The organism is Marinobacter fuscus (assembly GCF_003007675.1).
GTDB lineage: Bacteria > Pseudomonadota > Gammaproteobacteria > Pseudomonadales > Oleiphilaceae > Marinobacter > Marinobacter fuscus.
Genome location: NZ_PXNP01000110.1, coordinates 111210 through 125866, shown reverse-complemented (window position 1 = coordinate 125866; position 14657 = coordinate 111210). Strand labels below are relative to the sequence as shown.

The following is a 14657-nucleotide window of genomic DNA, read 5'->3' as shown; positions in this document are numbered from 1 at the left end:
AGACTTTTCATGCGTACCAACCAGCCACAAACCATTTACCTGGAAGAGTATCGTGTTCCACAGTATCTGGTGGAGCACGTGGATCTTCGTTTCGAGCTGTTCGAAGACGGCGCCCGGGTGCACAACACCCTGACCATTCAACGCAATCCCGCTGCCGATGGTAACCCCGGCCCGCTGGAGCTCGATGGTGACAGTCTCCGGCTGGAGTCGGTAGCACTGGATGGCGAGCAGCTGCCGGCAAGCCGGTATGAGGATGAGGGCAGCAAGCTGCGGGTAAAAGACGTTCCGGCGCGGTTCGAATTAACCGTTGTTACCTGGATCGAACCCCAGAACAATACCCGGCTTGAAGGTCTGTACAAGTCTTCTGGCATGTTCTGCACTCAGTGCGAGGCCGAGGGCTTCCGTTGCATTACTTATTACCCGGATCGCCCCGATGTGATGGCTCGCTTTCGTACCCGGGTAGAGGCTGACAAAGCCGCTTATCCGGTTCTGCTGTCCAACGGTAATCCGGTGGCGCAGGGCGAGCTGGACGACGGTCGCCATTTCGTTACCTGGGAAGACCCCTTCCCGAAACCGAGCTACCTTTTTGCCCTGGTGGCGGGCGATCTGGTCGAGAAAAAAGACCGCTTCACGACCTGTTCGGGGCGCGAGATCGACCTTCGCATGTATGTTGAGCCGCGCAATGTCCACAAATGCGACTTCGCGATGGACGCTCTCAAGCGATCCATGCGCTGGGACGAAGACGTGTATGGCCGGGAATACGATCTGGATATCTTCATGATCGTGGCGGTCGACGACTTCAATATGGGGGCGATGGAAAACAAGGGGCTGAATATCTTCAATTCCTCTTGCGTACTGGCCAGCCAGGACACCGCCACCGATGCCACGTTCCAGCGTATTGAAGCCATTGTCGCCCACGAGTATTTTCACAACTGGTCCGGTAACCGGGTGACCTGCCGCGACTGGTTCCAGCTGAGCCTGAAAGAAGGCTTTACCGTGTTCCGGGACGCCCAGTTCTCGGCCGACATGGGTTCGCCCACGGTCAAGCGCATTGAAGATGCAACCTTACTGCGCACCGCCCAGTTTGCCGAAGATGCCGGGCCCATGGCACACCCCGTTCGCCCTGCGTCTTACATGGAAATCTCCAACTTCTACACCCTGACCATCTACGAGAAAGGGGCGGAAGTCGTGCGGATGATTCACAACCTGCTGGGTGAAACCTTGTTCCGCAAAGGCAGTGACCTGTACTTCGAGCGCCATGATGGCCAGGCAGTCACTACCGATGATTTTGTCCGGGCGATGGAAGATGCCTCGGGCAGAGACCTGAGTCAGTTCCGGTTGTGGTACCAGCAGGCCGGTACGCCGGTATTGACGGTGCAGGATGATTACGATCAGGCCGAAGGCATCTATCGCCTGACGATCCGGCAGGCAGTTCCGGATACGCCCGGGCAAACCGATAAACAGCCGCAGCACATTCCGTTCGCGCTTGGCCTGTTGGGAAGCGAGGGTCAGCCTCTGCCTCTGCGCTTGCAGAGTGAGAGCCCGGAGGCACCGCAGGAGCGGGTTCTGGAACTAACCCGGGCCGAGCATTGTTTCGAATTTCATGGTCTGACAGAGCGCCCGGTACCGTCGCTGTTACGGGGTTTTTCGGCGCCAGTGCGCGTACATTATCCGTGGACTCGCGAGCAACTGTTGTTCCTGATGAGCCACGACCCGGACGGCTTCAATCGCTGGGATGCCGGGCAGCGTCTTGCGGTAGATGTGATTCAGTCACTGCTGGGGGCCGCGGATGATGCCGAAATAGAGCCACGTCTGGTAGAGGCTTATCGCGCTTTGTTGCAGGACCCCAGTCTGGATCAGGCGCTGGTGGCAAAAATGTTGCAACTGCCGTCCGAAGCCTATCTGATCGAGTTGTCAGACTCGGCAGACCCGGCAGCCATTCATCGTTCCAGAGACCGGGTTCTGGCGTATCTGGCCGAGAATCTGCGAGACGACCTGATGGCCTGTTACCGGCGCCAAACGGGTACGGTTGACTACGAGCTGACCCCGGAAGCGATTGCTCAGCGAAGCCTGAAAAGTACGGCGCTTGGCTGGCTGTTGCACATCGGTGATGAGCCCGCGCTGGAGCTGGCAAAGGCACAGTATGCAGAGGCCGACAACATGACCGATCGGCTGGGAGCTCTGCGTGCGCTGGTGAATTCTGATTTCCAGCAGGCCCGTACAGAAGCATTGGCATCGTTCTACCAGCGTTACAGTGAAGACCCGCAGGTGGTTGAGCTGTGGTTCTCGGTTCAGGCCGGCAGTGATCGCGCAGGCCAGTTGCCGCAGGTTCAGCAACTGCTGGCGCACCCGGCGTTTGACTGGAAAAACCCGAACAAGGTACGTTCTGTGGTGGGGGCTTTTGCAGGCCAGAACCTGGCCGCGTTCCACAACCCTGATGGTAGCGGATACGAGTTTCTGGCAGAGCAGGTGTGCAGGCTCGACGACAGCAATCCACAGATTGCCTCTCGCCTGGTGGCACCCCTGACACGCTGGAAGAAGTTTGCGCCGAACTACAGCACGCAGATGCGCACCGCGTTGGAGCGGGTGCGCGACAAGCCCGCGTTGTCCAGGGATGTCTACGAAGTGGTGCACAAAAGCCTGGCTGGCTAACCCCGGGGCGGGGCAGTCAGGGCTGCTCCGCCTTCAACTCCGGAGACAAAATCGCACTTTTGGTCGATAGACAGGTTTTCCGGAACGCAGCTAATCTGTCACAAGTTCTGAAACTGTATCAGATCATAATAAAAAAGCCCGAAGAGGCTTCCAGACGGATTGAAGGTTGCACCATGACACACAACAAAAATGTTTTGTTTGGCGGGCTTCTGGCGTTGTCGCTTGCCGCTGCACCGGCTACTGCGGCAGTGTCTGCGTCTGAGGCTGCACGCCTTGGCCAGGATCTAACGCCGTTCGGCTCCATCAAGGCTGGCAACGAAGCTGGTACCATTCCCCCTTGGAACGGTGGTCTGAGTGAGCCTCCGGCGGGCTATGAGGGTACCGGCCAGCATCACATCAATCCGTTCCCGGATGATGAAGTGCTGTTTACCATCACCGCCTCCAATCTCGACAACTACAGCGAGCATTTATCGGAAGGTATTCGTGCCATGCTCGAAACCTACCCGACGACTTTCCGTATTCCGGTATATCAGTCGCGCCGCACCCATGCCGTGCCGGACTGGGTCGAGGAAAATATCCGGGAAAACGCCACCAGCGCCAGCATTGTCGGCGAGTCGGAGGGGCTAAGTGGTGCCTACGGCGGCTATCCGTTCCCGATTCTGCACGGGAACAATGAGGAGAAAGCCTGGCAGGTCATGTGGAACCACCTCACCCGCTGGCGGGGTATCTCCGGTACCCGCCGTACCAGTGAGGTTGCGGTGCAGGCCAACGGTGAATACAGCCTGGTGACCTCTCAACAGGAAGTTTTCTTCAACTTCTATAATCCGGACGGCAGTGAAGAAGAGCTGGACAACGTCATTTTCTACTACCTGTCGTTTACCCAGTCGCCACCCCGCCTTGCCGGCGGAGCGATTCTTGTACACGAGACCCTGAACCAGATCATCAGCCCCCGTAATGGCTGGGGCTATAACGCTGGCCAGCGCCGTGTGCGCCGTGCGCCAAATCTGGGTTACGATTCGCCCATCGCGGCCGCAGACAACCTGCGCACGGCAGATGATACCGATATCTTCAACGGGGCCATGGATAAGTACACCTGGTCTTACAAAGGCCTGAAAGAGGTCTATATTCCCTACAACAATTACCGGATTGGCGAGAAAGGCACGCCCTATTCGGAGATTCTCGGGATGTCACATCTGAATCCGGATCTGACCCGGTGGGAGCTGCACCGGGTGCATGTGGTGGAGGCCGATCTGAAAGAGGGTGAGCGCCACATTTACGCCAAACGCCGATTCTATGTGGATGCCGATAGCTGGAACGTGGTACTGATGGATCAGTACGATGGCCGTGGTGAACTCTGGCGAGTGACCGTTGGTATGCTGAAAAACTACTACGAACTGCCCGGGGTCTGGACGGTGCTGGATGTCTACCACGATCTGCAGGCGCGGCGTTATCACGTTCTGGGGCTGGATACGGAAGAACCGACCACCCGGGTCTTCTCCGACGATGTGCCCAACAAGCGATACTTTTCTCCGTCGTCGTTACGGCGCAGAAGTGTGCGTTAACTAAGGCGCACAATGGTTGCCCGGCACGCCGGGCAATGGGTGTATCAGAATTCTAACAACGTAAAGGCAATCTGAATGGCTAGAAGGTTCATGTGCGAAACGCTGGGTACAGTCTGTCTGGGGCTCTCGGCAGCACTGGTGGCACCCCGGGCGCTGGCATTGGCAGATATTCTGGAGACGCCCGCCCGGCCAACGGAGCTGGCACCGCGGTCGCTGCTTACGGATGCAACCCGAGCAGGCGACCGGATTGTGTCTGTGGGTGAGCGGGGGCACATCATCTATTCCGATGACCAGGGCCAGAGCTGGACTCAGGCAGAGGTGCCGGTGTCGGTTACCCTGACCGCCGTCGATTTTGGCACCGCTGACAGTGGCTGGGCCGTTGGTCACAGTGGCGCAGTGTTGCATTCCAGTGATGCCGGAGAAACCTGGCAGCTGCAGCTGGATGGCATTCGCGCTGCGGAACTGGTGATTGCCAGCAAGGAAGAACAGATTGCCGAACTGGAAGCGCAGATCGAGCAGGCACCCGAAGACCAGAAAGAAGATCTGGAGTGGGCGCTCGACGATCTGTATTTCGCCATGGAGAACGCCCAGTCAGACATGGATATCGGGCCGGTAAACCCGTTGCTGGATGTCTGGTTCGAGAACGATCAGCATGGTTTCGTGGTGGGTGCTTACGGCATGGTGCTGCGCACCCGGGATGGCGGCAACACCTGGCAGGACTGGGCGCCGCAGCTGGATAACCCCACCAACTTCCACTACAACAGCATCTCTGAAGTTGCCGGTGGCGGCCTGGTCATTGTCGGTGAGGCTGGCCAGATTCACGTATCGACCGACGGTGGCGAAACCTGGCAGAAGCGTGAAAGCCCCTACGATGGCTCTCTGTTTGGTGTTTCCGGAACCAGCCGGGTAAACGAAATTCTCGCCTTCGGGCTGCGTGGCAATGCCCTGCTTTCTACCGATCTGGGGCGCACCTGGACAATGGTGCCGAACGAAGCCAACGCCACGCTGAACAGTGCGGCCGTTGCGGCTGACGGCCGGATTACCCTGGTGGGCAACGGAGGCGCTGTGTTGATGAGCAGCAATCACGGAGAAACCTTCCGGCCTCACTTCCGGGAAGACCGGGCCGGCGTGATGGCGGTGGTGCCGATCTCCGGAACCAACCTGTTGCTGGTGGGCGAGGGTGGTGTAAAAACCACAGACGCCCGCGGCCGGAATCTGAAATAAACGCCCCGAGTGTGGCATCAACAGAACAAAGGATAGAGGGGTTTATTAATGTCTGACCCGATGCATGACAGGGGTGAACATTACCTGACAACGCCCAAGGCGGAGCCGTTTCTTGAGCGTGCGATCTTTAATAACCGGGCGCTGATTCTTATCGCCTTTTTCATCCTCACGCTTTTTCTTGGCTATAACGCCATCAAAATCCAGCCGGATGCCAGCTTCGAGCGAATGATCCCGCTGGAGCATCCTTATATCGTCAACATGCTGGAGCACAGGGACGATCTGGACAACCTCGGTAACTTTGTCCGGATCGCCGTGGCTGTGGAAGAGGGAGATATCTTTACTGCCGAGTACATGGAAACTCTGAAGCAGATCACGGATGAGGTGTTCTACTTGCCGGGCGTTGACCGATCCGGGCTGAAAACCGTTTGGACGTCCAATGTGCGCTGGGTAGAGGTAACCGAACAGGGCTTCCAGGGTGGCACCGTGATTCCCGATGGCTATGACGGCTCCCGGGACAGTCTCGAGCAGTTGCGGCAGAACGTGTTGCGATCTAATGAAGTAGGCCGCCTGGTATCTGATAACTTCAAGTCCACCATTGTCTACGCACCGCTGTATGAAAAGAATCCGGAGACGGGCGAGGCGCTGGACTACGCGGCCTTCTCCCGTGAGCTGGAAGAGAAAATCCGGGAAAAATACGAAGCCCAGAACCCCAATGTTCAGATCCACATTGTTGGCTTTGCCAAAAAAGTAGGTGATCTGATTGAGGGCATAGGCTCGATTGCCTGGTTTGCGGGTATCACCATTGTGCTCACCACGCTGCTGCTGTTCTGGTATTCCCGCTGCATCGCAGGGACTCTGGTGCCCGTGTTTACGTCGATCATCGCGGTCTTCTGGCAGCTGGGTGCACTGCGCCTGCTGGGTTATGGCCTGGACCCCTATTCGGTGCTGGTGCCGTTCCTGGTGTTTGCCATTGGTATCAGCCACGGGGTGCAGATTGTTAATGCCATGGCCGTCGAGTCTGCCAAAGGCTTTGATGCGGTCACCTCGGCGCGCCTGGCGTTCCGGGCGCTATACATTCCGGGCATGTTGGCGCTGATTTCCGATGCGGTTGGCTTCCTGACCCTGGTGTTCATCGAGATCGACGTTATCCGTGATCTCGCCGTTGCGGCAGGCCTTGGGGTGGCGTTCGTCATCATCACCAACCTGGTGCTGCACGTGCTGATCATGTCGTACATCGGTATCTCCAAAGGTGGCGTCAGGCACGTTCAGAACCATACCGAGGAAAAAGACCGCAAATGGCGTGTGTTGTCTTACTTTGCGCACCCGGGAGTGGCGCCGGTTTCTCTGCTGATTGCCGTAATTGGCCTGGGGCTTGGCCTTTACTACAAGCAGGATCTGAAAGTGGGGGACCTGGATCAGGGTGCGCCCGAGCTGCGCCCGGACTCCCGTTACAACAAGGATAATGCCTACATTATCAACAACTACTCGACCAGTGCCGATGTTCTGGTAGTGATGGTGAAGACGCCGGTTGAGCAATGCACCCAGTACAATGTTCTGAGGGCCATGGACAGCCTGCAGTGGGACTTGCAGAACACTCCGGGTGTCCAGGGCTCAGCGTCGCTGGCGGATGTGTCCAAGGTGGTTACCAAGGCATTGAACGAGGGCAACTGGAAGTGGTATGAAATCTCCCGCAACCAGACCATCATTAACGCCTCTATCCGGGAGGCCCCGGCAGGCCTGATCAACACCAACTGCAGTCTCACGCCGGTGCTAGTGTTCCTTGAAGACCACAAGGCGGAAACCCTCGAGACCGTGGTTGAGCAGGTTGAGCAGTTTGCGGAAGCGAACAGCAATGAAGAGCATACCTTCCTGCTGGCGGCGGGTAATGCGGGTATCGAATCGGCCACCAATGAGGTGATCTCCAACGCCAAAGACGTCATGTTGATGCTGGTGTACGGCGTGGTGAGTTTGCTTTGTTTCCTGACCTTCCGTTCGATCCGTGCCGTTGCCTGTATTGTGGTTCCGCTTGGCCTCACATCCATTTTGTGCGAAGCGATCATGGCGGTATCCGGTATCGGTATCAAAGTCGCCACCTTGCCGGTCATCGCGCTGGGTGTCGGTATTGGTGTGGACTACGGTATCTACATCTACAGCAAACTCGAGAAGTTCCTGCTGGAGGGCAAGCCGCTCCAGGAAGCCTACTACGAAACCCTTCGCTCCACGGGTAAGGCGGTTATCTTTACCGGCGTAACCCTGGGCCTGGGTGTGGTTACCTGGATCTTCTCACCGATCAAGTTCCAGGCTGACATGGGCTTTCTGTTGTTCTTCATGTTCCTGTGGAACATGGTGGGCGCTATCTGGTTGCTGCCAGCGCTGGCAAGATTCCTGCTGCGCCCGGAAAAAATGCTGGAAAAGGCAAGGGCGGCTAACAGGGCCTGACTGCAACTACGTAAACATCATTGCCCGCGCAAGCGGGCTTTTTTGTTTGAAGGTCAGCTGGTTAGCGTGCTAATCCTTCCTTTATTTATAGCCCGAAGTGTTCTATGTTCTATCTCGAACGTGATGTTTGCCTGGCAAGGTTGCCAGCGGACAAAAATAAAGACCAAGAAAAGGAAGAGCACACATGACTTTGAAATTAAAAGCCTCCGCTTTTGCTGTTGCCGCTGCAGTCAGTCTTGGCGCCGCTTCTTCAGCCGTCTCTGCGCAAGAGCAGCGGTTTGTCACCATCGGCACCGGTGGTGTCACAGGTGTTTACTATCCGGCGGGTGGCGCCATTTGCCGTTTGGTCAACATGGATCGCAAAGAGCACGGTATCCGCTGCTCCGTTGAGAGTACCGGTGGTTCGGTATATAACCTCAACGCTATTCGCAGTGGCGAACTCGATCTCGCCGTTGCTCAGTCTGACTGGCAGTTCCACGCCTACAATGGCAGCAGCCAGTTTGAGGATGCAGGCAAGAACGAGAAGCTGCGTGCCGTATTCTCCCTGCACCCGGAACCGTTTACGGTCGTTGCCAGTAAGGGCTCCGGCATCAAGAACTTTGAAGACCTGGAAGGTAAGCGGGTCTCCGTGGGTAACCCGGGTTCTGGCCAGCGCGCGACTGCAGAAGTCCTGATGGATGCCATGGGCTGGGGCATGGATAAGTATGCCCTGGCGGCTGAAATCAAGGCAGCGGAGCAGTCCCAGGCGCTGTGCGACGGTAACATCGATGCCTTTTTCTACACCGTTGGCCACCCGTCCGGTGCCATCAAGGAAGCGACGACTTCCTGTGACAGCGTGCTGGTGAACGTGGACAACGCAGCCACCAAAAAACTCATCTCCGATAACCCGTACTATCGTAAGGCGGTGATTCCAGGTGGCATGTATCGTGGTTCTGATGAAGACGTCACCACCTTTGGTGTAGCGGCTACCTTCGTCTCCTCCACCGATGTACCGGAAGACGTGGTGTATGAAGTGGTCAAGGCAGTCTTCGAGAACTTTGACAGTTTCAAGCGCCTGCACCCTGCCTTTGGCAACCTGAAGAAAGAAGAAATGGTCTCGGACGCTCTGAGTGCGCCTCTGCACCCGGGTGCGGCCAAGTACTATCGTGAAGCCGGCCTGATCGACTGATCGGCCAGGGTATCCCGGTAGGGTGGGCGCCAGCCCGCTCTACTGGCGCAGTACGGATATCTTTCATCACAGGACAACTCTATGGCAAAGAATGATCCCGGAACCGGAACGGGTGTGGATGCCAGCCAGGTTGAGCAACTCTTACAGACCGAAACCGGTGGCCGGGCACTCACAGGCCCAGCGGCGGTTATTCTGTTTATCGTTCCGGTGTGCTGGTCATTGTTCCAGCTCTGGATTGCCTCACCTCTGCCGTTCACTCTGAACTTCGGTATTTTCAACTCCACAGAAGCGCGCTCGATCCATCTTGCATTTGCGGTGTTTCTCGCGTTTTCGGCATTCCCGATGATCAAAGGGGTGCATGCCAACAAGGTGCCCGTTTACGACTGGGTGCTGGCATTGGCCGCTGCGTTTACGGCCTCTTATCTGTATGTATTTTACGACCAGCTGGCTCAGCGCCCGGGAGCGCCGATAACGGCAGACCTTTGGGTGGCTCTGGCAGGGCTGGTGTTGTTGCTTGAAGCGACCCGCAGAGCCCTTGGCCTGCCGCTGACCATTGTTGCTGCGGTCTTTATTACCTACTCGCTCGCGGGACCCTACATGCCCGATGTCATCTCCCACAAGGGGGTGAGCCTGAGCAAATTATCATCGCACCAATGGCTGGGCACAGAGGGTGTGTTTGGTGTGGCACTTGGTGTTTCCACCAGCTTTGTATTCCTTTTTGTGCTGTTTGGAGCGCTTCTGGAGCGTGCGGGTGCGGGCAACTACTTCATTAAGGTTGCCTACGCCATGCTGGGGCATATGCGCGGCGGGCCTGCGAAGGCGGCCGTGGTCTCCAGCGGCCTCAGCGGTGTCATTTCCGGTTCGTCCATTGCCAACGTGGTAACCACGGGCACCTTTACCATTCCGCTGATGAAACGGGTGGGCTTTCCGGCCACCAAGGCGGGTGCTGTGGAAGTGGCAGCATCCACCAACGGCCAGCTGACGCCGCCTATTATGGGTGCTGCTGCCTTCCTGATGGTTGAGTATGTCGGCATTTCCTACCTGGAAGTGATCAAGCATGCGATCTTGCCTGCGTTGATTTCGTATGTGGCGCTCATCTATATCGTTCACCTGGAAGCCTGCAAGCTGAAAATGGAGGGCATGGAGCGGCCCAATCGCCCGACCCTGGCTCAGCGCCTGCTGAACTGGGTGGTCATTTTGATTGGCCTGTCGGTACTGACCTTTGCCGTTTACTACGGCGTTGGCTGGGCCAAAGGTGCACTGGGCGCCGCGGCACCCTGGGTGTTGGGGCCGCTGTTGATCGCCATCTATGTGGCTCTGGTAGGTTACGCCACAAAGTTCCCGGAACTGGAAGAAGACGACCCGGAGAAAGAAATGGGTGAGCTTCCGGAGGTGGGGCCAACGGTCAAGACCGGTCTGTACTTCCTGTTGCCGGTTGTGGTTCTGGTGTGGTGCCTGACCGTTGAGCGCTTCTCGCCCCAGCTGTCGGCCTTCTGGGCGACCCTGTTCATGGTCTTTATTGTGATTACCCAGCGCCCGCTGAAAGGTTTCTTTCGCAAGCATCAGGGGTTGATGGCGGAGTTCACCGGAGGAATAACCGATTTGTTCCACTCTCTGGCCACCGGTGCCAGAAATATGGTGGGCATCGGTGTAGCCACGGCCACCGCCGGTATTGTGGTGGGCACCGTTACCCTGACCGGTATCGGCCTGGTGATGACCCAGTTCGTGGAGTTTCTGTCGGGTGGCAACTTGCTGTTGATGCTGATGTTCACCGCGGTCATCAGCCTGATTCTTGGCATGGGGCTGCCCACTACGGCCAACTACATTGTGGTATCAACCCTGATGGCCCCGGTGATTGTTACCCTGGGCGCCCAGAACGGGTTGTTGGTGCCGCTGATCGCCGTACACCTGTTTGTGTTCTACTTCGGGATACTGGCGGATGATACGCCGCCCGTTGGGTTGGCCGCCTATGCGGCGGCTGCTATCTCGGGGGCAGACCCTATAAGAACCGGTATCCAGGGTTTTACCTACGATATCCGTACTGCCATCCTGCCATTCATGTTCATCTTCAACACCCAGTTGTTGCTGATAGGGCTGACTGGCTGGTTCGACCTGCTGGTTACTGTGTTCAGTGCAGTAACCGCCATGCTGGTGTTCTCGGCCGCCACTCAGGGCTTCTGGTTCACCAAAAGTCGCTACTGGGAGACCGCAGCCTTGCTGCTGATCACCTTCACCATGTTCCGGCCAGGGTTCTGGTGGGACATGATCTACCCTCCCTACGAGGAGCGCCCGGGCGCGGCGGTGGTTGAGTATGTCGAGGATGTGCCAGCCGATGCGCCGGTGGTGCTGCGGGTATCCGGTATGTCCATAGATGGCAGTGATGTGACCACCTACGTGGAGCTCAACATGCCGGAAGGCGAGACCGCAACGGATCGGTTGGCTGCCGCTGGCCTGGAAGTCTCACCCCAGGATGACCAGTTGATGGTGGATTTCGTCAACTTCGGCAGCCCGGCGGAAGATGCGGGTATCCAGTTCGGCTGGGTTATCGAAGCGGTGCAGGTGCAGCTGGACCGGCCACCTCGGGAGCTGATGTTCATCCCTGCACTGATACTTCTTGGGCTGGTCGCTTTCGGTCAACTGAAACGCAAAGCCCGCGAGGACGCTCAGCCACAACTGGCGTGAGCCGTTCCTGCTCCGTAAAAACCCGGCGTTGCTGCCGGGTTTTTTTCTGTTAGACTCGCCTTCGATTCCGGCGCGCGTTTGTGTCGCGCAGTCCGGCAACCACGTGATCTTTGGTATAGATCACCGCTGAGCCAAATAACGAGGAGACCACTATGCCCGTCATTACCCTGCCGGATGGCAGTCATCGCAGTTTTGCAGAATCCGTAACCGTACACGACGTTGCCGCAGACATCGGCGCGGGCCTGGCCAAAGCCGCCCTGGCCGGCAAGGTGAACGGCAAGCTGGTGGATACCAGCCATCTGATCGAAAACGACGTCGAACTGGCGATCATTACGGAGCGTGATGAAGACGGCGTAGACGTCATCCGCCACTCCACCGCACACTTGATGGCCATGGCTGTGCAGGAACTGTTTCCGGAAGCTCAGGTGACCATCGGGCCCGTGATTGAAAACGGGTTCTACTACGACTTCAAATACGAGCGGCCGTTTACCAACGAAGATATGGCGCGCATCGAGAAGCGGATGGAAGAGCTGGCCAAACAGGATCTGCCGGTGTCCCGCTCTCTCATGTCCCGTGATGAAGCGGTCAAGCTGTTCGAGGATATGGGTGAAGAGTACAAGGTTCGCATCATTGAGGACATTCCCGGTGATGAAGACCTGTCGTTCTATCGTCAGGGCGATTTCATCGACCTGTGCCGGGGCCCCCACGTACCCAGTACCGGCAAGCTGAAAGCCTTCAAGCTGACCAAGGTGGCCGGTGCCTACTGGCGTGGCGATACCAGCAACGAGCAGTTGCAGCGCATCTACGGCACCGCCTGGGGCAACAAGAAAGAGCTCAAGGCTTACCTGCACCGCCTGGAAGAAGCGGAAAAGCGCGACCACCGCAAGATTGGCAAGAAACTGAACCTGTTCCACATGCAGGAAGAGGCGCCGGGCATGGTGTTCTGGCATCCGGACGGCTGGTCTCTGTATCAGGAAGTTGAGCAGTACATGCGTGCCCAGCAGCACAAGCATGGTTACAAAGAAATCAAGACGCCGCAGGTGGTGTCCCGTACGCTCTGGGAAAAGTCCGGGCACTGGGACAAATTCAAAGACGACATGTTCACCACCGAGTCTGAAAAGCACGATTACGCCATCAAGCCTATGAACTGCCCGTGCCACGTGCAGGTGTTCAACCAGGGGCTCAAGAGCTACAAGGATCTGCCGTTGCGCCTGGCCGAGTTCGGTTGTTGTCACCGTAACGAGGCCTCTGGTGCTCTGCACGGCCTGATGCGTGTGCGTGGCTTTACCCAGGACGACGCGCATATCTTCTGTGAGGAAGACGCCATCCAGAAGGAAGTGTCGGCGTTTATTGCCATGCTGCATGAAGTCTATGCCGACTTTGGCTTTGACCAGATTCTCTACAAGCTGTCGACACGCCCGGAAAAGCGGGTGGGTTCCGATGAGGTTTGGGACAAGTCCGAGGCCGCTCTGGAAGAAGCATTGAATCGGGAAGGAGTGGATTGGGAACTGTTGCCGGGCGAAGGCGCCTTCTACGGCCCGAAAATCGAGTTCTCCCTGAAGGATTGTCTGGGCCGGGTGTGGCAATGTGGTACTATCCAGGTCGACTTTTCCATGCCCGGGCGCTTGGGTGCCCAGTATGTGGCCGATAATTCCGAGCGCAAGACGCCGGTTATGCTGCACCGGGCCGTGCTCGGGTCGTTTGAGCGCTTCATCGGCATTCTGATTGAAGAATACGAAGGCGCCTTCCCGACCTGGTTGGCACCGACCCAGGTGGCGGTGTTGAATATCACCGATAAGCAGCAGGATTATTGTCAGAATCTGGCGAAAAAACTGGATTCTTTGGGCTATCGGGTAAATGCTGACTTGAGAAACGAGAAGATCGGCTTTAAAATCCGCGAGCATACTCTCAATAAGGTTCCCTATCTGGTCGTTGTTGGCGACAAAGAGGTTGAGAACAACGCCGTTGCCGTGAGGACACGCAAGGGTGAAGATCTGGGAACCATGTCGGTCGACGAATTCGAAAAGCTGTTGGCTGCGGACGTCGAGCGCAAAGGTAGAACCAAAACGGAGATCTAATTATTAAACAGCGAGCGAATCGGGGTGGGCGTTCACCCAAGGCGCCTATCAACGAGAATATTGACGCAACTGAAGTCCGCCTGATCGATGCCGAAGGCAATCAGGTGGGTGTGGTTTCGATTGAGGACGCACTCAAACAGGCAGAAGAAGCGTCTCTTGACCTGGTTCAGGTTACGGATTCCGATCCGATCGTCTGTAAGATAATGGACTACGGCAAGAAAATCTTCGATGAGAAGAAGGCCAAAGCGGCTGCCAAGAAAAAACAGAAGCAGACGCAGGTCAAAGAGCTGAAGTTCCGACCAGGAACGGACGAAGGGGATTATCAGGTAAAACTACGCAACCTGGTACGTTTCCTTGAGAACGGGGATCGCGGCAAGATCACAGTTCGCTTCCGTGGCCGTGAGATGGCACACCAGGAAATTGGTATGAAACTCATGCAGCGGATCGAAGAAGATGTGGCTGAGCTGGCCCAGGTCGAAATGCGGCCGAAAATGGAAGGCCGGCAGATGACCATGATCGTCGCACCCCGAAAGAAGAAGTGATCCTGCTCTTCTGACGGGTCCCCCGCATTGGCGGGGGATTTGTCGTTCAGGAACACAATTGTTTTATTGATAACAGAATGCGGAGTTTTAAAAATGCCGAAGATGAAAACCAAAAGCGGAGCCACCAAGCGGTTCAAGAAAACCGCCAACGGCTTCAAGCACAAGCAGTCCTTCACCAGCCACATCCTGACCAAGAAGAGCCCGAAGCGTAAGCGTCAGCTGCGCGGCACCAAGCTCATCGCCAAATCAGATGTTGCGTCTATCAAGCGCATGACCGCGTGCTGATTCAGCCCCGCGACTCATTCCCTGA

The 14657-nt window shown here is 56.9% G+C and carries 9 protein-coding genes; all 9 read left to right on the top strand.

All coding sequences use genetic code 11. From position 1 onward, the window contains the following. Positions 1 to 9 precede the first annotated feature (9 nt). The 9 genes from pepN to rpmI all read left to right on the top strand — a co-directional run bounded on the left by pepN (position 10) and on the right by rpmI (position 14632). The gene (pepN, locus tag C7H09_RS18950) at positions 10 to 2652 is read left to right on the top strand and encodes an aminopeptidase N (protein ID WP_106765613.1); all 2643 of its coding nucleotides are present in this window, start codon (positions 10 to 12) and stop codon (positions 2650 to 2652) included. Between the two features lie 173 nt (positions 2653 to 2825). Beyond that, entirely contained in the window at positions 2826 to 4214 is a 1389-nt protein-coding gene (locus C7H09_RS18945) for a DUF1329 domain-containing protein (protein ID WP_106765612.1), read from the top strand. 75 nt (positions 4215 to 4289) lie between these two features. Further along, positions 4290 to 5438: a WD40/YVTN/BNR-like repeat-containing protein gene (locus C7H09_RS18940; RefSeq protein ID WP_240616664.1), complete on the top strand. Its 1149-nt coding sequence runs from the start codon at positions 4290 to 4292 to the stop codon at positions 5436 to 5438. Between the two features lie 48 nt (positions 5439 to 5486). Then, positions 5487 to 7877: an efflux RND transporter permease subunit gene (locus C7H09_RS18935; RefSeq protein WP_106765610.1), complete on the top strand. Its 2391-nt coding sequence runs from the start codon at positions 5487 to 5489 to the stop codon at positions 7875 to 7877. 184 nt (positions 7878 to 8061) lie between these two features. Next, positions 8062 to 9045 (top strand): TAXI family TRAP transporter solute-binding subunit, encoded by a 984-nt coding sequence (locus C7H09_RS18930; protein WP_106765609.1) that lies wholly within the window; start codon positions 8062 to 8064, stop codon positions 9043 to 9045. Positions 9046 to 9126: 81 nt separating this feature from the next. Then, entirely contained in the window at positions 9127 to 11727 is a 2601-nt protein-coding gene (locus tag C7H09_RS18925; RefSeq protein WP_106765608.1) for a TRAP transporter permease, read from the top strand. A gap of 152 nt (positions 11728 to 11879) precedes the next feature. Then, entirely contained in the window at positions 11880 to 13805 is a 1926-nt protein-coding gene (gene thrS, locus C7H09_RS18920; protein WP_106765607.1) for a threonine--tRNA ligase, read from the top strand. A 2-nt stretch (positions 13806 to 13807) separates the two neighbouring features. Continuing rightward, positions 13808 to 14347 carry a translation initiation factor IF-3 gene (gene infC / locus C7H09_RS18915; protein WP_106765606.1) on the top strand — a complete coding sequence of 180 codons (540 nt, stop codon included), beginning with the start codon at positions 13808 to 13810 and terminating at the stop codon, positions 14345 to 14347. A 93-nt stretch (positions 14348 to 14440) separates the two neighbouring features. Next, complete coding sequence (gene rpmI / locus C7H09_RS18910) at positions 14441 to 14632, top strand: 50S ribosomal protein L35 (protein WP_029652233.1); 192 nt, start codon at positions 14441 to 14443, stop codon at positions 14630 to 14632. The last annotated feature ends 25 nt before the right edge of the window (positions 14633 to 14657 follow it).

Coding starts and splice junctions, on each gene's coding strand:
- thrS (WP_106765607.1), top strand. CDS start 11,880: ATGCCCGTCATTACCCTGCCGGATGGCAGTCATCGCAGTTTTGCAGAA.
- C7H09_RS18945 (WP_106765612.1), top strand. CDS start 2,826: ATGACACACAACAAAAATGTTTTGTTTGGCGGGCTTCTGGCGTTGTCG.
- pepN (WP_106765613.1), top strand. CDS start 10: ATGCGTACCAACCAGCCACAAACCATTTACCTGGAAGAGTATCGTGTT.
- rpmI (WP_029652233.1), top strand. CDS start 14,441: ATGCCGAAGATGAAAACCAAAAGCGGAGCCACCAAGCGGTTCAAGAAA.
- C7H09_RS18930 (WP_106765609.1), top strand. CDS start 8,062: ATGACTTTGAAATTAAAAGCCTCCGCTTTTGCTGTTGCCGCTGCAGTC.
- C7H09_RS18925 (WP_106765608.1), top strand. CDS start 9,127: ATGGCAAAGAATGATCCCGGAACCGGAACGGGTGTGGATGCCAGCCAG.
- C7H09_RS18935 (WP_106765610.1), top strand. CDS start 5,487: ATGTCTGACCCGATGCATGACAGGGGTGAACATTACCTGACAACGCCC.
- C7H09_RS18940 (WP_240616664.1), top strand. CDS start 4,290: ATGGCTAGAAGGTTCATGTGCGAAACGCTGGGTACAGTCTGTCTGGGG.